This window comes from Bacillus changyiensis, from assembly GCF_027706145.1.
GTDB lineage: Bacteria > Bacillota > Bacilli > Bacillales > Bacillaceae > Bacillus > Bacillus changyiensis.
The window spans coordinates 1-19,137 of sequence record NZ_JAQFWW010000001.1 but is presented as its reverse complement, the minus strand read 5'-3'; the positions used below and the strand labels follow the sequence as shown (position 1 = coordinate 19,137).

Below are 19,137 nucleotides of genomic sequence, written 5' to 3'. Positions count from 1 at the left end.
CACGAAAAAACGGGCGAAGGTCTCCCGTTTTTACTCTGTTTTTTCCTTTATCCAGTTAAAAACAAACTTAGCTGAGTTTGTGATCGAGTCAGCCAATACTCGACCTGCTGAAGAAAACAAGTTAAATGCTTCCAGCTGTTCAAGTTCTTTCTGCTTTTCCTCCAAATCAATTTCATGTCCTAGAACAGAAGCCTCTTTTATTTTCCCTTTAGAAATACTGAATGCTCCTTTTAAGTCAGGATCGCTGTAACCCTTCATTTCCAACATTCCTTGATTTGCCTGCTGCATACCGAGAAGAACACCAAACAACATGATGACAGAAACCAATATCGATTTTCCAATAAAAGATGCCATTTTATCACCTGCTTCTACTGTTTTTTCTTATTTTTTTCATCTGAACCAGCATCAACTTTCTCCGCTTCCCAGAACATCTCACTGAACACATCAGCTGTTGCGTCTGCAGCCCTCTCTAGCTCTTTTCGGTTATTATCTACACCACCAAATTCTATTAATATCGATCTTTCATTTAAATCTTGATTATAAACTCCATTATCCCCAGAAGCCCCTTTTGATATAACCCCCCGACTAAGCCCCGGATATTTTTTCTCCAGCCGTTCATGAAGCTCTTTTGCCAGCTTAAAGTTAGCTTCAAAATTAGAGCTTTTCTTACCAATCACAAATGCGATCCGCGCATAGTTTTTTCCACCAATCTTTGTAGTCGTTGCTTTTTTTCGTTGTGAATCTCGGTGAATGTCGATAAAATACTGCAAATTTTTGTTTTTAGCCATTGCCTCCTTAATAGCTGGTCTTGATTCATCATATGAACGCGCATAATTCCAGCCTTTTTTCTTCAGATTGGCTTGAAAATCCGTTTTATTAATTGAAACACCCACCCCTTGTGACTCGAGTGCTTGACCAAGCATATCACTGACAAGTGTGATATTCGCTTTTGAATGAAGGGCCAGATCAGGATCTGTCTCACCCTTTAAAAAAGGAAGATAGGATTCTGTATTATGAGTGTTATAAATAAACACCACTTTTCGGTCACCTGTTGATTGTTTAGATGAATGTTCATCTTTTTTCTTCTTGTCTTCTCCTTCAAGTTCAGCAAGGTTCGCCTCTCTTTCTTCTTTTAACACTTCAGCCGGTGGTGAAGATTCAGAGGGCATATTTGTATAATTTGTTCCTTTGCCGGCCACAAGAATATCTGAGTCAAATTGAGAAAAGCCAGGGAGCTCTCGTCCGAGAAAACTTCGCGGATCTTTTAAATTAATGCTTGTTGCTAGTTTTAGAATAAGAGGGGACAACTGAAAACTATCTCTCGAATTGGGAATTTCAGATACAAAATAGTGGTTTTCCATTCCTAAAATAAGTCCATAGGTTTCGCCTGCTAGCTCATTAGCCACTCGATAAAATGGTGAAGAAGGCCTTAGTTCCGGACGAAGAGATGTCAGAACTCCGGATAAAATAAATGTGAGCAGCAAACCGACGATGAATAAGAAGACGGTTTTTGCTGCTGTTCTCCCATTTACCGTTAACATAAATTCAAAGTTTCTTCCTTTTTTTCTCATCGGAAATCCCTCCATAGCTTGTCTAGTAAATAGACTATGAACAAGCTAGAGGAAGTAGAACAAGTTCATGAATACAACCTAAAAAAAGACGACTATAGTAGCCGTCCTAGTGATTATACATGCCTTTATTGTCTTGAGAGATTTGCTCGTGCAAAGCTGTATTCAGCCCATTAGCAATCACATTTGCCATATCATCAATAAACGTATCAACTTCTTTAGGTGTTACCATCAAATTATGACCAAGCGGTGATAGCACTTCATGTATCAGCTGTCTTTTTTCATCTTCTTCAAGTACACCGACAATACCGAGAAATGATTTCCGCTGTTCCTCTTCTGGAAGATCTTCCTCAGTCAGGACTTTCCTTTTTCCGAAATTCATTCCTGCAGGGACAAGTGAGCGAGACGGACTGTCATCTTTCATTTCTCTTCCAAAATGTTTTAAAATATAATCGATCGTATCACTTGTGATCGTTACCGCATCTACAACAGTCGGAACACCAATCGCGATAACGGGGACCCCTAGCGTTTCCTTACTCAGTTCTTTTCGCTTATTCCCGACCCCTGATCCTGGATGAATCCCACTATCAGAGATTTGAATAGTAGAGTTGACGCGCTCAATACCTCTAGAAGCCAAAGCATCGACAGCAATGACAAAATCGGGCTTTGAACGGTCAATCACTCCTTGAATAATATCGCTTGTCTCAATTCCAGTCAGCCCCATCACTCCTGGCGAAAGTGCACTAACTGGTCGATATCCTTCTTCAACATGTTCAGGTTGCAGTTTAAATAAGTGCCTTGTCACTAAAAGGTTTTCCGTAACAAGCGGTCCAAGCGAGTCTGGTGTGACATTCCAATTGCCCAACCCCACGATCAAACAGCTAGCATCTTTTGAAATATTTAAATTATCAAGGAAAGCGGAAAACTCCTTTGCAAAAACGTTCACAACATTTTCTTGCAAGTCAGAATCCTGCTGTCTGATTCCTTGTGTTTCAATTGTTAAATAACGTCCTGCTTTTTTGCCGGACAACTTTTCGCCTTCTTGATCAATATCTATAGTCTGTACTTTTATCCCGTCCTGCTCATATTCTTTAACTGTAAAACCTTTTGGATCTTTGTTAGAAGCAACCGTTTGATTGTCATGCACTAAATCTTTTGCTTCAACAGCTAGATCTGTGCGAACAGTGTATTGACTCAAATCAAGCTTTTTCTTCTCCATGGTTCATTCCCTCCAAAAACGTCACTGCTGTTAGTATGGCCTGACCTCAATTTAATCATTCTTTTCGGTACGACTTTCAAACAAAAATACTTTACATTTATATTGCAATCTCTGGGTGTGTTTGATAGAATACAATTTGTTCTATTGTTGAGATTTAACCTATTAGAGAAAGGACAGAGGTTATATCTTAGGAGGTGAAATACATTGCCAAATATTAAGTCAGCGATCAAACGTACAAAAACAAATACTGAGCGCCGCGCACATAACGCAACAATCAAATCTGCAATGCGCACTGCTATCAAGCAAGTTGAAACACTTGTAAGCAATAATGAAGCAGACAAAGCAAAAACAGCTTTATCTGCAGCAGCGAAAAAAATTGATAAAGCAGCGAAAAAAGGTCTTGTCCACAAAAACACTGCCGCTCGTTACAAATCAAACTTAGCGAAAAAAGTGAACGGACTTTCCGCATAGCATAAAAGAAAGCTTGGCGAGCGCCAAGCTTTTTTACTTGCAATGATTAAACAGAATCGTTTTTTCCAGGCGGTTGTAACAATTTGAGGAGAAACAATTCAAGCAGTAATTGCTTGTCTTTTTTTCCCGTTTTCATCTCATAATCCATAATTGCAAGCTGTTCAATAATATTTTTTAGTTCCTCTTCTGAAAAAAGCTTTGCTTGATCGAGCGCCAGCTTTATCCTGAATGGATGAACTTTTAAGTTTGAAGCAATTTGCTTTTGACCATATCCTTGTTGCGAAAAGTATTTGGTCTGTAAAATTAGACGAAATTGATTGACAATCAACGCCATCATTTTAATGGGCTCTTCATTTTGTTTTAATAAATCATAGAAAATTTGTAACGCTTCAGTTCGGTTTCGATTCACAATTTTGTTAATCAATTCAAAAATATTTTGCTCAAGTCCCCTTGCAACAAGCTTTTTAACATCGTCAAGCGCAATTAGATCGCGTTCTCCAATATATGTACTAAGCTTTTTAATCTCTTGGTCAATTGATGATAAACTGGCATTGCACAAAATAACAAGCTCTTCTGCCGCCTCTGTTTCGATTTGTTTTCCTTCTGATTTCGCAAGATTTTTAATAAAGTCAGCAGTTTCTTTTCCATTTAATTCTTTCGCTTCAACCATGTAAGCGTGTTTTTTCAACAGTTTGGTCAGCTTTTTTCGTTCATCAAGTTTTTCATACGGGGCAAGCATAACGAAAACAGAATACGGGGCAGGCTGTGTGATATAAGCTTCCAACACTCCCAAATTGTGCTCATGCTTTTCTTTCTTTTTTTCAGCAGTTAAAAAAGATGGATTTTTGACAATAACGAGTCGCCGCTCACCCATAAACGGAAATGTTTCTGCATCTTCTATGGCAAGCTCCAATGAATCCTCTTCCAAATCAAATACGGAAAGATTAAAATCTTTCGTCTCCTCATCAACAACAGCTTGTCTAATCCTATGAACCGTTTCCTGCAACAGGAATGTCTCTTTTCCATATAAACAGTAAACAGGATGAACATCCCCTTTTGCTAAGCTTTTCCAAACGTCAAATACCATCTTAAATACGACCTCTCTTTCTTCTCCCTTCTATCCTAAAGCGTGATTGACAAATAGTAAAGAGAGATGCGGAAGATCCGCTCTCTCATTTATAATAAACGCCTTTTACAAACCCCCGGGTCAGCTTATAAAAGACGATATTCATAAATTTTGAAAACGGCTACAGAACACTTCTAGATTTTTCTAAAGAATTGAATTATACTGAATAACAATAGGAGGGGTAAATGGTGAACGAATTTGAAAAAAACGTACAAAGCAAACGCAATGATCTTATTGACTCTGGTGTCGGTTTTGTCGTAACTTTTGGCTTTTTTGCTACGATGTTCATTATTGCTACTGTGATCCATCTAGCCAGTTAAATCAATTCATCATAACAGATCTACTCTCTTCATTTTAAGGCTAGGCTGCTTCATCCCGACTGCTTAACTGCAGTCTTTTTCTCTATTATGAGGAAGATATTTTATCATATGGAGGATGAAGAAAAAACGTTCCGCCTCTCTTTCCAAATAGGTACTGAATGGTTCCATCTCGATCTGTTCTCATGACCTTAACATGATGTCGTTTTAAAATTTTCAACACTTCGAAATGCGGATGGTGATAGCGATTATTTTCTCCTGCTGAGATAAGAGCTATTTTAGGCTTAATTTGTGCGACCAATTCCTCTCCCGTTGACCCTTTACTACCATGATGACCAACTTTCAGAACATCAGCTTTCAAATGAGGATACGTCTCTATTATTTGCCTCTCCCCTTCTTTTTCCAAATCACCTGTTAAAAGCCAACTAAAACCGCCTGCCATCATCCATAAAACGAGTGAGCTGTTATTTCTACTATTCCTATCAATCTTGTCTGGTGACAAAACATAAAACTTGAGATCCCCGATCTCCAATCTGTCGCCTCTCTTGACAACTTTTACTTCTATTCCTTTTTTTAAAGCAAGGTGGAGGAGATTTTCGTCGGCCAACTGAACCGCATAACCTTTTGGAACAATCAATTTGTTAATCTTATTTTTTTTAATCAGCGTCTCCGCTTCACCGATATGATCTTGATCCGCATGGGTAAGTATTAAAGCATCGAGTTTTTTAACACCTTTCGAGGATAAAAATGGTATTAATACACGATCTCCTAATGAAAACTCTTTTTTCCTTTTCCGCCAGTCCTCATTGTCAAACGAAACAATTCCCCCTGTATCTATTAAAACGGTTCCGTTCTGTCCAGGAGCACTAACATACATGCTGTCTCCTTGTCCGACATCGATCATTGTGACTTCACCTTCTTGTTTCAAAAATGGTGTTGCGAGATGAAACAAAAGCACAACAAAAAAACAACAAAGCGGAGCAATTAGTTTTTGAAGAGACAATGCCTTTTCCATATACACAAGGAGAACACATATAGAAACCGAATAAAAGAGCAATTGGAGGTGTCCTGGCTTGACAGCAGCAAATGTAAAAACATCAACAGAGGAAGCGGCTGTTGCAACTTGATGGCTCCATCGAATCAAAGCGTCAAGGACATTTACGATCATTTCACCCAGAGGATGTACAATCAACAAAGCTAGTATACTACCAAGTACTAACGGTATGATCATGTATATATAAAACGGTACAAACATGAGATTCATGAAGATGCTCAGAAGTGAAAAGGTTTGGAAATGATAAAGGAGAATTGGAAGGGAACCGAGTTGAGCCAGAAAAGATGCAAGTAACAATTGTGAAATTCGATATTTCAATTTTATAAATATGTCTTTTGAAAGAATGAAAACAAAACATATCGAAAAAGAAAGCTGAAAGCCGACTTGAAATAAGAGATATGGGTTATACAACAATAATCCAAGACAAGCAAGGCCGAGAACATCGGCTGTTTTAAGTCGTTTTTTTAACAATGAAGAAAGCAAATATATTTCTGACATGAGGACAGCTCTTAGAACTGATGGAGCACAACCTGTTAAAACTGTAAGGACAGGGAGAAATATGATTAAAAATACCTTGGCAGTTTCTCTCGTTATACCTATTCGGAGAAGAGTGTAAAAAATGGTTGTTGAAAAAATGGCGACATGAAGGCCAGAAATAGCTAAAAGGTGGATGATGCCAAGTATTTGATAGCTATCCAGCACTTCCTTTTCAATCAAAAACCGCTCGCCAAAGATAAGTGCTTGAACAATACCGGCTGCTTGTTCAGGCATATTTTTTTCAATAAAGGCAAGCCCTGTTTGACGAATGTTTAATAAAAATGACGATTCGTCAGATTTACAATTGGTGATCGATTTGAGCTTATAATTCCAGTGTATACCTTGTTGATAAAGATACTCATAAGCACCAAAAGTCCCGGGGACCGTCGCTTTTTTCGGTTTCCTTAATTGACCTGTAAAGAAACATGAACTGTTAGGTTTCAAGATTGAAAGCACTGTTTTTTCCTCAGGGGATCGAATGGTGTAATTAACTTTTAACCTTTCCTTATCAGCCGTTTCTGCAATGAAAGTGAAACGATCTCCATCGATTTTAGGAATATTCAGTACAGAGGCTTTAGTATGAAAAGGACCCTCTTGGTAATATGTCGTATTTGAATGGTCCATGATTAAAAAATAAATAACATACAATGCGAAAACAAATATACAGATCACGAAAAGAATAAATTGCTTTCTTGGAAGACAGGAGATCAAGAGAAGACATAAAAAGATGGCTACAGGGAGAAAAGAAGAAGATTGTGCAGAGGCAATTCCGGCAACTGCTGAAATTGCTCCGCACGGGATGAGGCGGTACATGTCCATTACAGACTACACACGACTTGCAAACAATTGATTTGCCTGCTTCTGGATTTTTTCCATCTCTGCTTCTTCTAGTCCCGCCTCAGAAAGCCGTTTCATCATATCAGCTACAAAAGATAATTTTTCTTGGTGATGAAGATCGATCATCATCTCTTTTAATTCTACCTGCTCGACTCTGACTGAAGCCTGCTCAAAAAGGTCAATGGCATATGGGTGATTTTTATAATCCTTGGCATAATATATTGTTTGAATGCCTGCTTGAATAATTGATTTAGAGCATTGTATGCAGGGAAAATGAGTAACATAAATTTCCGCTCCTTCTGTTGGAACACCAAATTTAGCACATTGAAGAATCGCATTCATCTCTGCATGGATCGTTCTGACACAGTGATTGTCCACAATATAACAGCCTTCATCTGTACAGTGAACTCCACCGGCGATTGATCCGTTGTATCCCCCCGCTATAATCCGTTTATCTCTGACAATCGTCGCTCCCACAGCAAGTCTAGTACATGTGCTGCGAAGCGCCAATAAATGGCTTTGCGCCATAAAATATTGATCCCAAGAAATCCGTTCCAATTGTTTTTCCCTCCAGAATATGAAATCATCTTTCCTAAGTTTACATAGGTTTGTATACTTACGTCAATTTAGTTTACAGATAATGATGATTTCATTTTTTCAAACGATTTTTCTCCAATGCCTGTTACATTTGTTATGTCTTCAATTTTCTGAAATGGTCCATTTTCCTCCCGATAGGCGACAATCGCATCCGCTTTTGATGGACCGACTCCCGGTATTGATTGAAGCTCTTTTGATGATGCGTTGTTTATATTAACCACTTCGGCCTCTTCCCCACTCTCTTTCACCGAAGCCGTAGCCTCTGTTTGAGCTTGAACCGCCTTTTCACCTTTACTAGGGATATACACTACCATTCCATCCTGCAGAACTGCAGCTAAATTGATTTGCTTTTCATCTGCCTTTTTAACAGTCCCACCAGCTTTTTTCAGCAATTGATGCACCCTGTCTCCCGCCTTCATCTGATATACACCAGGGTGTTTCACAGCTCCTTTTAAATCGATCACAACTTCTTTCACTTTTTCGGGTTTTGTTTTTTTCACATGCTTAGCTGAAACGGCTGCAGCCTCTTTTGGCAAAATAGTATGTTTAGATGATTGATGTCCTTGATTTTTTATGATAACAACTCCTGCAATGATCAAAACCAGAATAAAACCCACTACCACCAGCCATTTGTAAGGTTTTAAAAATCTAGCCAATCGTTACCACCTACTTTCATACATAATTTGGCTACTGTTCTCATAATGTTTAAAAGATACAGGTTTAAAGGAGGGGAGACCGATTGAATATCGGCTTTATCGGAACTGGCAATATGGGAACGATATTAATTGAGGCGCTAATAGAATCTAAAGCAGTAGATCCTTCATCATTAACAATTACAAATCGTACGATTGCCAAAGCATTATCAATAAAAAAACAATTTTCAGACATTCATGTTGCAGAGCGACCAGAAGAAGCCGTTTCGGAAAGTGAGGTCGTGTTTATTTGTGTTAAGCCGCTTGACATATACCCACTACTTAAACAGTTAGCACCTCTTTTCACTAAGGATCAGGTTGTGATTACAATCACGAGTCCAGTGCAAGTCGAACAGGTAGAATCCGTCGTCTCCTGTCAAGCGGCAAGAGTAATTCCGAGTATTACGAACCGGGCTTTGACAGGTGTTTCACTTTTAACCTTTGGGGAAAGCTGTCAGACAACTACAAAAGAATCCATTACAAAGTTGTTGAAGAATATTTCCAATCCTTTAGAAATCAATCCAAAGATCACACGGGTTGCTTCAGATATTGTCAGCTGCGGTCCTGCTTTTATTAGCTTTTTGCTTCAAAAATTGATTCAAGCAGCACAAGAAGAAACATCTGTATCAAAAGAAAATGCCATTTTGATGTCAACTGAAATGCTAATCGGTTTAGGGAGACTCCTTGAAAACGGAGTTTATACTCTCCCAACTCTCCAAGAAAAAGTCTGCGTAAAAGGCGGGGTGACCGGTGAAGGGCTCAAAGCACTGGAAAACGGTGTTCAAGACATGTTCAATCAAATGTTCCGAAACACTCATTCAAAGTATGAGGAAGACATAGCTGCTATCAAAAAACAATTTCAAGTTTGACTCATTATTTCACATACACTCTCATTGTTCAACAAAGGAAAAAGGCATTTTTAAAACCATCGTCATTTTAAACGATGGTTTTAGGTTTTTTAGCTATATAAAAAAGACGTTCTGAGGTTTCCTCAGGTTCTCGATCTGAAAAATCAGCTGTTATCTGTAGCACTTCAAAGCCAGCCACTTTCAAAAGATGGCTGTATTCTTGGATAGTAAAGGTGCGCTGTTCATGTGTTTCATCAAAGCGATTGTAGAAACCTTCATTCTCGACAAAAAATGTCAAATCATGAACAACTGAGTGAGGCACATCTCCTTGATAGCTTTGCCAGATCACACTAATGTCTTCATTCTGATCAGCATAGGTGCTGTCCGGAAAAACAGCGTCCATTTTATATATGGAATGAACATCAAATAATAGAAGGCCTTGATCCTCTAATAAAGAAAAAACATTTTTGAAGGTAACTAAAACGTCTTTTTCAGCTTTTAAATAATTTAAAGAATCACAACAAATCACAACCGCATCAAATTTTTCGGAATGACCTATTAAATTGCGCATATCCTGCTGAAAAAATGGAATGGACAACTGTCGACTAGCTGCTTTTTGCTGAGCCTGAGTGAGCATATCTTCACTTATATCAATACCTGTTACGTGATAGCCTTTTTCAGCTAAACGAATGGCAATTTCACCTGTACCACAGGCTAAATCAAGGATCCGCAGCTTTTCATGGTGCTGTGTGGCTAATGTCCTCTCAATCCATTCCACCCACTGATCATACGGGGCATCAGACATGAGATTGTCATAAACATTAGAAAAACCTTCATAAATCATTTTTGATCTCCAAAAGGATCTTCAAATGGGGCATCTCCCCATAACTTCTCAAGATTGTAATAATGTCTTTCCTCTTTATGAAATACATGGGCAATGACATCACCTAAATCAATCAACACCCATTTAGCTTCATCAAAACCTTCCATTTTCTTAACATTGATACCATTTTCTTCAGCACGATCCTTAATTTCCCGGGAAATCGCCTGTACCTGTTTATCTGAGTTCCCGTGACAAATGAGAAAATAGTCAGCCACAAGCGAAATCCCTTCCATATTCATGGCGATAATATCCTCTGCACGCTTATCATCACAGGCTTCCGCGGCAATTTTTAAAATTGAAGCTTGATCCATTCACTAATTCCTCCTATTGTCATTGTTTAATCAATGCATTATATGTCGCTATCGTCTTTGGAAAGACGGCTTGATTTTTTGTTAACAAAAAGGCAATCGTATTTTTTAAAGCCTGAATCAGTGCAAGATCTAAATCGGTTTCAGCCAATGTACGAACTTCCTCAACACCTGGAAAAGAACGGCCAGGCTCGATATAATCCGCAACATAAATCACCTTTTCCAACAATGTCATATTGGGTCGTCCGGATGTATGGTATTTAATAGCTGAAAGAACATCTTCATCTGTTATCCCGACTTCTTTATTCACTAATATCGCCCCAGCTGGTGCATGCCAAAGTTCAGGGTGAAAATCAAGCACGTCAAGAGATTCACCTTCAGAGACAATGATCTGTTTCATTTCCTCTTTTGGTCGAAATTTAGCATAATCATGAAAAATCGCGGCGGTTTCTGCTTTGTTCACATCTGCGCCAAAACGGTTAGCAAGCTCGATCGCAGTTTCCATCACACGAATTGTATGGGTATAGCGGGCTTCGGTCAGTTGTTTTTTCACACAAATAAGAGCTTCATCACGTTTCATATAAATGATTCTCCTTTACATAGAGCTTCACTTTGTCAGGAATTAAATAATCAGTCGGTTGACAATGTTTGAAGCGGTCTCTCAGTAAAGATGATGATACTTCAAATGCTGGTACATCCACGAAAACAAGCGGATAAGGTGTTTCTATTTGATAACCGGGTCGCTTAACGCCGACAAATTTAATCATGTTGACAAGTACATCAATATTTGACCACTTCGGCAAGTACTCTATCATATCCGCACCGATGATAAAATAAAATTGATCTTTTGGATATCGTTGTTTTAACAAGGATACTGTATCAAATGTATAGGAAGGACCTTCCCGTTCCAGTTCAATGGTTTCCAGTTTAAATTGCTTTCTCTCCGATATCGCAAGTTTGAGCATCTCAACACGATGTTGGCTTAATGAAAAAGTATTTTCCTGTTTGTGTGGCGGAATTTGATTGGGCATAAACCATATTTCATCAAGTTCCAATTTGTAAAGTACTTCATTTGCCATTAACAAGTGCCCATTGTGAGGTGGATCAAATGTCCCCCCAAAAACTCCGATTTTCCTCATATTTACCACCTTTAAATGTTAAGGAAGCTCAATTTGTTTATTTTCTTTTGATTCTTTATAGAGCACAATTATATTTCCAATGGTTTGAACGAGCTCGGCATGAGTTCCACTTACCAGAGCATCTCTTACTTCATCTTTTGGTTGTTCACAATTTTGAAGCACACTTACTTTAAGCAACTCTCTTGCTTCAAGTGCTTCACTAATTTGTTTGATCATATTATCATTGACTCCACCTTTTCCAACTTGAAAAATCGGTGTCAGATGATGTGCTTCTCGCCGTAAATAGCGTTTTTGTTTTCCTGTTAACATTCTTTTCCTCCTAATTTTCGTAAAACGATTGATTTCATTTTTTCCATATCTGGCTCATGTCCGGTCCACAACTCAAAAGACAGTGCGGCCTGACCGATAAACATCCCGATTCCATTTAGTGTCTCTAAGCCTTTTGCTTCAGCTTGTTTGAGAAAAGCCGTTTTCAACGGATTGTAGATAATATCGCAGACAAGGCAAGTTTTTTTGGATTTTGTTACGTTTAACGGACATGCCTCTATATTCGGGTGCATACCAACTGAAGTCGTTTGAATCAAAACATCATATGATGCCAGATTTTTTTCTGCCTCAGCTAATGATAAAGCTCTCGTTTTTCCCTCATAAAGTGAAATGAATGCTTCAGCTTTTTGAGGTGTCCTGTTTGCTACATCAAGTTGTTTCGGATGATGTAATGCAAGTGTTGTGAATATCGCCCGTGCCGCCCCACCGGCCCCTATAATGAGAATCATCAACTCATCAATTGGTTTTTTTAGTGACTGTTTCAGTGATTTTAAAAAGCCTTCTCCATCTGTATTATATCCGACTAACTGGTCTTTTTCTCTTCTAACAGTGTTTACCGCTCCAAGGATTTTGGCACTTTGGTCAATTCGATCAAGATATTTTATAATTGACACCTTATGCGGTATGGTTACGTTAAACCCTTGAATACCCAGTGCTCGCATCCCGTTGACTGCATCTTCAAGGCTTTCATTTTTAACACAGAAAGCATGATAATATCCGTCTAAAGATAGATCTTGGAACGCTGCGTTATGAATGTCAGGAGACATGGAATGCGCTACTGGGTTTCCAATTAGTCCATATATCGGTTTCATGACTCTCCCCCTCGCACTTAAATTAACGAACGGCGTAAAAACACATGAACACCCTTAGGTGCATAAGCAGCAACTCTTTGATTTGCTTCTTGAACAGTAACCCAACCTAACCCTGAAAACACAACATCTGTTTTTGGCTCCTTTATAGTAAACGTGTGTTTCATCAGTTCTGGAAATGTTTCAAGTTCTTCTTTTGCAGGAGGAGCCAATAATTCTCCCGCGTGCTTTTCATAAAGTTGATCCGCATTTTCAAGTTTTGTCCGGTGAATGTTTAATGCATTGGGTATATAACAGACAAACGCTGATCTGCCTCCAGATAAATAATCAAACCGGGATAGCCCCCCGAAAAATAAGGTTTGCTGTTCATTTAACTGAAATGTGCGGGGCTTTAATTCTTTTTTAGGCGTCAAGATTTTCAAATCGTGTTTGGCAACATAATGTGCCATCTGATGATGGTTAATGATGCCTGGTGTATCAAACATCGACGAACCATCATCAAGCGGAATTTCAATGGCATCTAGCGTTGTTCCTGGATACTGAGATGTTGTAATAATATCTTCTTCTCCAGACACTTCTTTAATAATACGGTTAATAAAAGTTGATTTCCCTACATTTGTACAGCCAACGACATAAACATCTTTGCCCTGTCTGTAATTCTCAATTGTTTCAATCGCTTCTTTCATTCCTTGCCCACGTCCAGCACTGACAAGCAAGACATCAATCGGTTTTAAACCGAGCTCTTTTGCCTCACGCTTCATCCACTGAATAAGCCGCTCCCGTTTTAATGATTTAGGAAGAATGTCTGCTTTATTTCCTATTAATAAAATCGGATTGCCTCCGACAAAACGATTGAGACCGTTAATCCAGCTTCCGTTAAAATCAAAGATATCGACAATTTTAACAATGAGTGAATCAGTTTCCCCTATACCATGAAGAATCTTCAAAAAGTCATCATCTGTTAAGGAGACATCCTGAATCTCGTTATAATTTTTCAATCTAAAGCAACGCTGGCAGATAACATCATCTTTTAGCAGAGAGCTTTCAGGGGCATAACCCAGTTCATGTTTGTTTTCCGTTTGGATTGTGATACCACATCCGATACAAACGACCTTTTCCATTCTTTAATCCTCCCACTGAATATGGCCTTGCCGTTTTAAGGCGTTCAAAATTCTGCGCTCAACCTGCCGGTTAAAACGGGTAAAGAAGCCGTCTGATGATGCAACAGGTACAACCAATATGGTGTGAAAACCATTACGATTTCCTCCAAGTACATCGGTCATTAACTGATCACCTATTACAACAACATCTTCTTTATTTAAGTTCATATCTTTCACAGCTTTTCTAAAAGCCCTACCCATCGGTTTTTTCGCTTTATAGATAAACGGAATATGTAGTGGTTCAGAAAAAATCTTGACACGTTTTTCGTTGTTATTGGAGACAATCGTTACTTTAATATCGTTTTCCTTCATTTCCTCAAACCATTCAATAAGTCGGGGAGTCGCACTTGGCCTGTCCCATTCGACCAGTGTATTATCCAGATCTGTAATGATCCCCTTTACATTTCGCTTCTTCAGTTTTTCAGGAGTAATATGAAAGATGTTTTTTACAAATTCATCGGGTAAAAAAAACTTTTTTAACACAAGTCGCACCCTTTCTCTAATCTGTTTCTTTTTGATCGTGTCGAATTCAATCTAAAAGTGTCTTAATACATCACCTATTTGAAAAGTTTTCGACATATAATAGGATCGTTCAACAGGTGTGGATAAAATTACACACATTATCCACTCTTATTTCATCTACCTTTTATTAAATTATAAACATGATACCCACAACTTATCCACTTTTAGATGTGGATAACAGAACGATTGTTCTTACTCGGCATTCATGATAGATTATAGATACTCCAAACAAAGACCACATAACTTAACATTTTATGATGATTCTAAACAAATCATTCCAATTTTATATGAGGAGGTGCCTTCCCATTCATTGGGTATCTAGTATGAAAAAGCTGTCTGATGAACTTTTAATAGAATCATACATTAAAGCAAACGAGATGAATTTAAATCGCGAATTCATTGAGCTGATTGAAATCGAAATTAAAAGAAGGTCGCTCGGTCATCTACTTTCCATCTCTTCATAGTCAAAGACTTCCGGGCGTTCCTTGAACTTTTTTTCACTTAGGTTGATATTATATCACTTGAACCCTACGCTTACTACTGTTTTCATGAAAAACACCTCCTTTTCAAGAGGTGCTTATTTTAGGAACCCGTAAGGCCCCAACCAGTAAAACCCGCCGACAACAAGCAGGACAACCACCAAAACAACAATAAATGCATAACCGTATGCTCTCCCAGAATCATATGGATAACTCCAAGTCATAGCGTCCTCCCTCCTTTAGACAATTGTAATAACAACATATGAAATCAACAAGGAGTGTGGCTAGGTCTTTGACTATTCCTCCGTCAAAACGAATGACACCTCATGACATTATTCACAGCTCTCACCTCTTACGGTATTTTTATCACGTACAGACACAGACAGCCTTCTTTCCACATACATTTACATATAGGCTTTTGCCTACATACATTTTGTGGAGGTGCCGATAATGACAGGTGTTTTTGCAGCGCTCGGGTATGTCATCAAGGAACTTGTTTTTTTAGTATCATATGTGAAAAACAATGCCTTTCCACAACCACTCTCAAGCACTGAAGAAAAAAAGTATTTAGAATTAATGGCTGAAGGGAATGAACATGCGAGAAATATGCTAATTGAGCACAATCTTCGCTTAGTCGCCCACATCGTCAAAAAATTTGAAAACACAGGCGAAGATTCGGAAGACTTGATTTCCATTGGAACAATCGGACTGATCAAAGCGATCGAGAGCTACTCTGCGGGCAAAGGAACAAAGCTCGCCACATATGCGGCACGGTGTATTGAAAATGAGATATTAATGACGTAAGGGGAGTGCAAAATACTGCACATCCCCTTTAATATGTCTCAATATCCACTTTGTCAGAATCAACGATAACGATCTCTTTGACCAGAAAGTTGATGATCGCTTTTTTGTCTTCGGAAGTTAAGTTGTCGGCTCCAATATGATTAAAATAATCAATTGCCCTTTTCAAAGCATTATCACTTAACTTTGAATGTTGAGCATCTTTCATTTTGGACTCTATTTCGTTCAGTTGGTTTGTAAGATGATTTTGCTTTTTTTGAAGTTCAACGATTTGACCCTTAATTTCTTCTATATTTATTTCGTCATCTTCACTCAGGCTGATTAATGTAAATAAACGTTGTCGACCTCTTTTAGTTTTTTCGATTTCTTTTTTTACAAATTCGAGTTCTTCAGCAAGATGATTTGTTTTATTTACTTCTTTAAAAGCTGAATATTTTTCAGGATTGGTTATGAATCTATAAACTTCTTTCCATACATAATTATTCAGTTTATTTTCAGACATTTGTTTGCCGCACCCACGGTTTTTAGATCCAGCGTAATTTTTCCGGCAATCATAAATGTAGTAGTCTTTTCCATGTGACTTTCTTTTTCGACCAGTCATTGTATTTCCACATATACCACATCTCACTAAACCAGATAATAAATATTGGTGTGGGCTATAGCTTAAATGCTTTCTTTTACTCTCCCCTAACAGTTCTTGAGCATAATCCCATTGTTCTGTTGGAATGATTTGCGGAATGTTGATGACATATCGTTCTTCTTTCGGTCTTAACTTTAAAAGACTTTTCCCTCCTGCTTGCTTCGAAACATAACTGCCTACAGTATCATATTTGTACTGTTCATATTCACCTTTGTAAGCAGGGTTCATAAGGATTTGGCGCACCACTTGCCTATGCCAGACCTTTCCGCCTTTTTTGGTTTTTATTCCTAATTCGGTTAGGTGTAAAGCTATTCCATTTACTCGGGAGAAAAAGGGGCTAGTATGATCCGTAAAATAATCAAAAATCATTCTTATGATCTTTGCTTCTTCATCGATTATTTCAAGGGTTCTTTTTTCTTTTATAAATTTCAATCCAAATAGACCTGAATCTTTTATGATCATACCCTTTTTTATTTTTTGAAGACGGCCGGCCGATGTTCTTTCTTTTATTTTCGCTTTCTCAAATTCTGAAATAGCTCCTCGCATAGAAAAAAACAGCTGACCTTCTGGTGAATCTGCATATTCACCATTCACAAATGTTAAAGTGATTTTTTGCTTTCTTAGTTCATCATCTATTATGAGCTGATTCATTAATTTTCGTGAAAGTCGGTCTGGGTCGTAACAAATCACTTCATTTATTAACCCTTTTCGAGCATCTTCACGTAAACGACTTAAAGCAGGACGTTCTAACAACTCACCTGAATATCCTTCATCAGCATATTTTAATACATCAGTCGTCCCAGCCTTCTTCAGACAAGCTTCTATTTGACTGTCGATACTCGACCCTTTGATCGCTTGTTCCTCGGTCGATACCCTTACATATATCGCTATCACACTGTATCTCCTTTCTATAGAGACTTATTAAATAATGATAGCAATCATTAATACATTTGTCAGCATGAGGCCCCTCAATGATCTTGATTTTCATCGTGTCATCCCCCCTGCTAAATGTTTATGAATTAGCAGGTTGTACAGATGATCTAAGTAGATTATTCTAGAAAAAAAGAACGTACGTTCCCTTATCATCATCTCAATGAACTTCACACACGCCTTAAACAATTATATATAGGTTGAGTAAATAATAGGCACTACGCCTGTTTATTTTCATCAGTACTTTTTCTTTTTTTCATTACTAACATAACGGAGGTTGTTATGAGCGATATCAAAAAGATGATGCCAACGTATAGGAAGCCAATTAACTCTATCCCCTTAACTTTGTAGACGAAAAAAACACCACAAAAAAAGATTGTTCCCAATAAAAAAAATGAATTAATACGCCTTAAAAATTTACTCATTTTACCATAACCTCCATTTTATTCTTTACTTAGCATAATATATCGTTTACAATATTTTTAAAAGAGTCAAAAGGAGTGATGATTTGGTTAAAAAATCCTTGTTGCTTACATTAGTAATGATTTTGGGATTAACAGTTTTAATACCTTTTTCAGACGCTTTAGCCTCTGAAAGAGACTATGAACAACAACAAGAGCAATTATCAGATGCTGATTTAGATAAACAGGTTGTAGAAAAGGAGATAGACAAGCTACGTAATGCTGGCATTAACGATTTTAGTATTGTTACAGGCTTTGAGGATAAAGACGAAAGCGTTCTTTTTCCTGATAATGCTAACACACAAGCAAAATGGAAAACAATACTAACTGGTTCTAAAACTTTAACAAGAGCTGATTTTTATGCACATGGAGCCTATATTTTCATGATTACTTCAATTCTTGGTTGGGGTAGAACCTTAACAAGCATACTTGCGGGTGTTCTTGGTGTTGCTGTCACCGCAGTTCCAAACGCTCTTCCAGGAGAAAAACTACGCTTTAAAAAAGAAATGAAATGGGTTAATAAGAAAAAATACATTTACGATATCCGCACAACTGAATATATTCGTCGAAATGGAAAAACAGCCATCATTAGCAGGAAAGTAATTAGAGAAGATGGATGGGGAAATGGATAATTAGAAGTAATGACCCTTCGTTTTGAGAGCCTTTTTGTTACTTCAATAGCTTTAATTTTTGCCTTTGAAGTTTGAGAGAGAAGTATATTTATATTTTCATATATGAGCCAACTCTTTGATCGGCCACCTTTATATGAAAGACTTGACTATACCAGCAGTCGGGTCTTTTTTAGTTTATGCAATTTCTTTAGGATTTATTTTTATAAGAAACATTTTTTTGCATAAAATAGCGCCAAAATCAGCTTTTCAAGTAAGTGATCATCCTACTCCTAGGAAACTCTCCAAACAACTTTTTTATGATCCGCAGGAGAAACAGCGTGGATATTTTCTCTTGTAAACGTTTTTGTTTGTCGGCTTTTAAAACAATAAGCTCGTATATAACCCTCATTGATTTGATGAATAATGATTGACCTTTTTGAAATTCGACCGTCTCTTCTCATATAAATCATATCTAAAACTGTCTTTTCTTTTAATGAACGTTTTAACATCGTATCCATGTGTTTCTCCTCCTTTATTATTTCATTTCACCAGAACGTGCGTTCCTGATACAATCATAATACGAATGTTTGTTCGTTTTGTGTTTTGTGATTTTCTTCAACCCCTATTATTCAAGGTGATCACCAGAAAAAATGGGACTATTTTAATAACTATGAATGCGGATACCTATAAAAAACAGTTCTATATCACTATTTCACTCACTTCACTTCTTTTTTATGATTAAAGGTATGGAAAAAAATTCAGTGGTTAAATCTGTATAATTCCTTATATTGAGGTGAAACA

General features: G+C 37.7%; 23 protein-coding genes and 1 pseudogene. 6 read left to right on the top strand and 18 right to left on the bottom strand.

Annotated features, from left to right (window positions below; genetic code table 11):
* Positions 1 to 30: 30 nt before the first annotated feature.
* The 3 genes from PDT38_RS00120 to gpr all read right to left on the bottom strand — a co-directional run bounded on the left by PDT38_RS00120 (position 31) and on the right by gpr (position 2,787).
* Positions 31 to 354: a YqxA family protein gene (locus PDT38_RS00120; protein WP_270798143.1), complete on the bottom strand. Its 324-nt coding sequence runs from the start codon at positions 352 to 354 to the stop codon at positions 31 to 33.
* A 14-nt stretch (positions 355 to 368) separates the two neighbouring features.
* Positions 369 to 1,571: a stage II sporulation protein P gene (gene spoIIP, locus PDT38_RS00115; RefSeq protein ID WP_270798142.1), complete on the bottom strand. Its 1,203-nt coding sequence runs from the start codon at positions 1,569 to 1,571 to the stop codon at positions 369 to 371.
* Positions 1,572 to 1,677: 106 nt separating this feature from the next.
* Positions 1,678 to 2,787 (bottom strand): GPR endopeptidase, encoded by a 1,110-nt coding sequence (gpr, locus tag PDT38_RS00110; protein ID WP_270798141.1) that lies wholly within the window; start codon positions 2,785 to 2,787, stop codon positions 1,678 to 1,680.
* Between the two features lie 204 nt (positions 2,788 to 2,991).
* Between gpr and rpsT the strand changes: the two genes are divergently transcribed.
* Complete coding sequence (gene rpsT, locus PDT38_RS00105; protein ID WP_172296394.1) at positions 2,992 to 3,258, top strand: 30S ribosomal protein S20; 267 nt, start codon at positions 2,992 to 2,994, stop codon at positions 3,256 to 3,258.
* Between the two features lie 46 nt (positions 3,259 to 3,304).
* Here rpsT and holA read toward each other — a convergent pair whose 3' ends face one another.
* The gene (holA, locus tag PDT38_RS00100; protein WP_270798140.1) at positions 3,305 to 4,345 is read right to left on the bottom strand and encodes a DNA polymerase III subunit delta; all 1,041 of its coding nucleotides are present in this window, start codon (positions 4,343 to 4,345) and stop codon (positions 3,305 to 3,307) included.
* 227 nt (positions 4,346 to 4,572) lie between these two features.
* Here holA and PDT38_RS00095 point away from each other — a divergent pair, with 227 nt between their 5' ends.
* A complete protein-coding gene (locus PDT38_RS00095; protein ID WP_172296398.1) occupies positions 4,573 to 4,704 on the top strand; it encodes a YqzM family protein in 132 nt (43 codons plus the stop codon).
* 85 nt (positions 4,705 to 4,789) lie between these two features.
* On the opposite strand, the gene PDT38_RS00090 is transcribed toward PDT38_RS00095, so the two are convergent.
* The 3 genes from PDT38_RS00090 to PDT38_RS00080 all read right to left on the bottom strand — a co-directional run bounded on the left by PDT38_RS00090 (position 4,790) and on the right by PDT38_RS00080 (position 8,382).
* Complete coding sequence (locus tag PDT38_RS00090) at positions 4,790 to 7,111, bottom strand: DNA internalization-related competence protein ComEC/Rec2 (protein ID WP_270798139.1); 2,322 nt, start codon at positions 7,109 to 7,111, stop codon at positions 4,790 to 4,792.
* Between the two features lie 6 nt (positions 7,112 to 7,117).
* A complete protein-coding gene (locus PDT38_RS00085; RefSeq protein ID WP_270798138.1) occupies positions 7,118 to 7,687 on the bottom strand; it encodes a ComE operon protein 2 in 570 nt (189 codons plus the stop codon).
* Between the two features lie 68 nt (positions 7,688 to 7,755).
* The gene (locus tag PDT38_RS00080) at positions 7,756 to 8,382 is read right to left on the bottom strand and encodes a helix-hairpin-helix domain-containing protein (protein WP_270798137.1); all 627 of its coding nucleotides are present in this window, start codon (positions 8,380 to 8,382) and stop codon (positions 7,756 to 7,758) included.
* Between the two features lie 83 nt (positions 8,383 to 8,465).
* Here PDT38_RS00080 and comER point away from each other — a divergent pair, with 83 nt between their 5' ends.
* Positions 8,466 to 9,287, top strand: a complete 822-nt coding sequence (comER, locus tag PDT38_RS00075) for a late competence protein ComER (protein ID WP_270798136.1) — start codon at positions 8,466 to 8,468, stop codon at positions 9,285 to 9,287.
* 67 nt (positions 9,288 to 9,354) lie between these two features.
* Here comER and PDT38_RS00070 read toward each other — a convergent pair whose 3' ends face one another.
* Genes PDT38_RS00070 through PDT38_RS00035 form a run of 8 tightly spaced genes read right to left on the bottom strand, consistent with a single transcriptional unit; the run spans position 9,355 to position 14,375 of the window.
* Entirely contained in the window at positions 9,355 to 10,110 is a 756-nt protein-coding gene (locus PDT38_RS00070; RefSeq protein WP_270798134.1) for a class I SAM-dependent DNA methyltransferase, read from the bottom strand.
* Positions 10,107 to 10,460, bottom strand: coding sequence for a ribosome silencing factor (gene rsfS, locus PDT38_RS00065; protein WP_270798133.1), 354 nt, complete (start codon positions 10,458 to 10,460; stop codon positions 10,107 to 10,109). The genes PDT38_RS00070 and rsfS overlap by 4 nt, the downstream gene beginning before the upstream one ends.
* Positions 10,461 to 10,479: 19 nt before the next feature.
* On the bottom strand, positions 10,480 to 11,037 hold the full coding sequence (gene yqeK / locus PDT38_RS00060) for a bis(5'-nucleosyl)-tetraphosphatase (symmetrical) YqeK (RefSeq protein WP_270798132.1): 558 nt from the start codon (positions 11,035 to 11,037) through the stop codon (positions 10,480 to 10,482).
* Positions 11,027 to 11,596, bottom strand: a complete 570-nt coding sequence (locus PDT38_RS00055; protein ID WP_270798131.1) for a nicotinate-nucleotide adenylyltransferase — start codon at positions 11,594 to 11,596, stop codon at positions 11,027 to 11,029. The genes yqeK and PDT38_RS00055 overlap by 11 nt, the downstream gene beginning before the upstream one ends.
* Positions 11,597 to 11,614: 18 nt before the next feature.
* Entirely contained in the window at positions 11,615 to 11,905 is a 291-nt protein-coding gene (gene yhbY / locus PDT38_RS00050) for a ribosome assembly RNA-binding protein YhbY (protein ID WP_270798130.1), read from the bottom strand.
* Entirely contained in the window at positions 11,899 to 12,735 is an 837-nt protein-coding gene (gene aroE, locus PDT38_RS00045) for a shikimate dehydrogenase (protein WP_270798129.1), read from the bottom strand. Before aroE ends, yhbY begins: the two co-directional genes overlap by 7 nt.
* Positions 12,736 to 12,752: 17 nt before the next feature.
* Entirely contained in the window at positions 12,753 to 13,853 is a 1,101-nt protein-coding gene (yqeH, locus tag PDT38_RS00040; protein WP_270798127.1) for a ribosome biogenesis GTPase YqeH, read from the bottom strand.
* Positions 13,854 to 13,856: 3 nt separating this feature from the next.
* On the bottom strand, positions 13,857 to 14,375 hold the full coding sequence (locus tag PDT38_RS00035) for a YqeG family HAD IIIA-type phosphatase (protein WP_172296422.1): 519 nt from the start codon (positions 14,373 to 14,375) through the stop codon (positions 13,857 to 13,859).
* Between the two features lie 362 nt (positions 14,376 to 14,737).
* Between PDT38_RS00035 and sda the strand changes: the two genes are divergently transcribed.
* Positions 14,738 to 14,878, top strand: coding sequence for a sporulation histidine kinase inhibitor Sda (sda, locus tag PDT38_RS00030; RefSeq protein ID WP_270798126.1), 141 nt, complete (start codon positions 14,738 to 14,740; stop codon positions 14,876 to 14,878).
* A 113-nt stretch (positions 14,879 to 14,991) separates the two neighbouring features.
* Here sda and PDT38_RS00025 read toward each other — a convergent pair whose 3' ends face one another.
* Positions 14,992 to 15,117 carry a hypothetical protein gene (locus tag PDT38_RS00025; RefSeq protein ID WP_270798125.1) on the bottom strand — a complete coding sequence of 42 codons (126 nt, stop codon included), beginning with the start codon at positions 15,115 to 15,117 and terminating at the stop codon, positions 14,992 to 14,994.
* Positions 15,118 to 15,343: 226 nt separating this feature from the next.
* Between PDT38_RS00025 and PDT38_RS00020 the strand changes: the two are divergent.
* A pseudogene (locus tag PDT38_RS00020) lies at positions 15,344 to 15,691 on the top strand (sigma-70 family RNA polymerase sigma factor); the annotation flags it as partial.
* A 34-nt stretch (positions 15,692 to 15,725) separates the two neighbouring features.
* Here the strand turns inward: PDT38_RS00020 and PDT38_RS00015 are convergent.
* The gene (locus tag PDT38_RS00015) at positions 15,726 to 17,228 is read right to left on the bottom strand and encodes a recombinase family protein (RefSeq protein WP_270798124.1); all 1,503 of its coding nucleotides are present in this window, start codon (positions 17,226 to 17,228) and stop codon (positions 15,726 to 15,728) included.
* A 544-nt stretch (positions 17,229 to 17,772) separates the two neighbouring features.
* Between PDT38_RS00015 and PDT38_RS00010 the strand changes: the two genes are divergently transcribed.
* Complete coding sequence (locus PDT38_RS00010) at positions 17,773 to 18,357, top strand: hypothetical protein (RefSeq protein ID WP_270798123.1); 585 nt, start codon at positions 17,773 to 17,775, stop codon at positions 18,355 to 18,357.
* A gap of 269 nt (positions 18,358 to 18,626) precedes the next feature.
* Here PDT38_RS00010 and PDT38_RS00005 read toward each other — a convergent pair whose 3' ends face one another.
* A complete protein-coding gene (locus PDT38_RS00005) occupies positions 18,627 to 18,854 on the bottom strand; it encodes a hypothetical protein (protein WP_270798122.1) in 228 nt (75 codons plus the stop codon).
* Positions 18,855 to 19,137: the final 283 nt, after the last annotated feature.

What these genes read in the sequence shown, in the direction of transcription:
- PDT38_RS00120 (WP_270798143.1), bottom strand. Translation starts at nt 354, where the DNA reads ATGGCATCTTTTATTGGAAAATCGATATTGGTTTCTGTCATCATGTTG.
- spoIIP (WP_270798142.1), bottom strand. Translation starts at nt 1,571, where the DNA reads ATGAGAAAAAAAGGAAGAAACTTTGAATTTATGTTAACGGTAAATGGG.
- gpr (WP_270798141.1), bottom strand. Translation starts at nt 2,787, where the DNA reads ATGGAGAAGAAAAAGCTTGATTTGAGTCAATACACTGTTCGCACAGAT.
- holA (WP_270798140.1), bottom strand. Translation starts at nt 4,345, where the DNA reads ATGGTATTTGACGTTTGGAAAAGCTTAGCAAAAGGGGATGTTCATCCT.
- PDT38_RS00090 (WP_270798139.1), bottom strand. Translation starts at nt 7,111, where the DNA reads ATGGACATGTACCGCCTCATCCCGTGCGGAGCAATTTCAGCAGTTGCC.
- PDT38_RS00070 (WP_270798134.1), bottom strand. Translation starts at nt 10,110, where the DNA reads ATGATTTATGAAGGTTTTTCTAATGTTTATGACAATCTCATGTCTGAT.
- rsfS (WP_270798133.1), bottom strand. Translation starts at nt 10,460, where the DNA reads ATGGATCAAGCTTCAATTTTAAAAATTGCCGCGGAAGCCTGTGATGAT.
- yqeK (WP_270798132.1), bottom strand. Translation starts at nt 11,037, where the DNA reads ATGAAACGTGATGAAGCTCTTATTTGTGTGAAAAAACAACTGACCGAA.
- PDT38_RS00055 (WP_270798131.1), bottom strand. Translation starts at nt 11,596, where the DNA reads ATGAGGAAAATCGGAGTTTTTGGGGGGACATTTGATCCACCTCACAAT.
- yhbY (WP_270798130.1), bottom strand. Translation starts at nt 11,905, where the DNA reads ATGTTAACAGGAAAACAAAAACGCTATTTACGGCGAGAAGCACATCAT.
- aroE (WP_270798129.1), bottom strand. Translation starts at nt 12,735, where the DNA reads ATGAAACCGATATATGGACTAATTGGAAACCCAGTAGCGCATTCCATG.
- yqeH (WP_270798127.1), bottom strand. Translation starts at nt 13,853, where the DNA reads ATGGAAAAGGTCGTTTGTATCGGATGTGGTATCACAATCCAAACGGAA.
- sda (WP_270798126.1), top strand. Translation starts at nt 14,738, where the DNA reads ATGAAAAAGCTGTCTGATGAACTTTTAATAGAATCATACATTAAAGCA.
- PDT38_RS00025 (WP_270798125.1), bottom strand. Translation starts at nt 15,117, where the DNA reads ATGACTTGGAGTTATCCATATGATTCTGGGAGAGCATACGGTTATGCA.
- PDT38_RS00005 (WP_270798122.1), bottom strand. Translation starts at nt 18,854, where the DNA reads ATGGATACGATGTTAAAACGTTCATTAAAAGAAAAGACAGTTTTAGAT.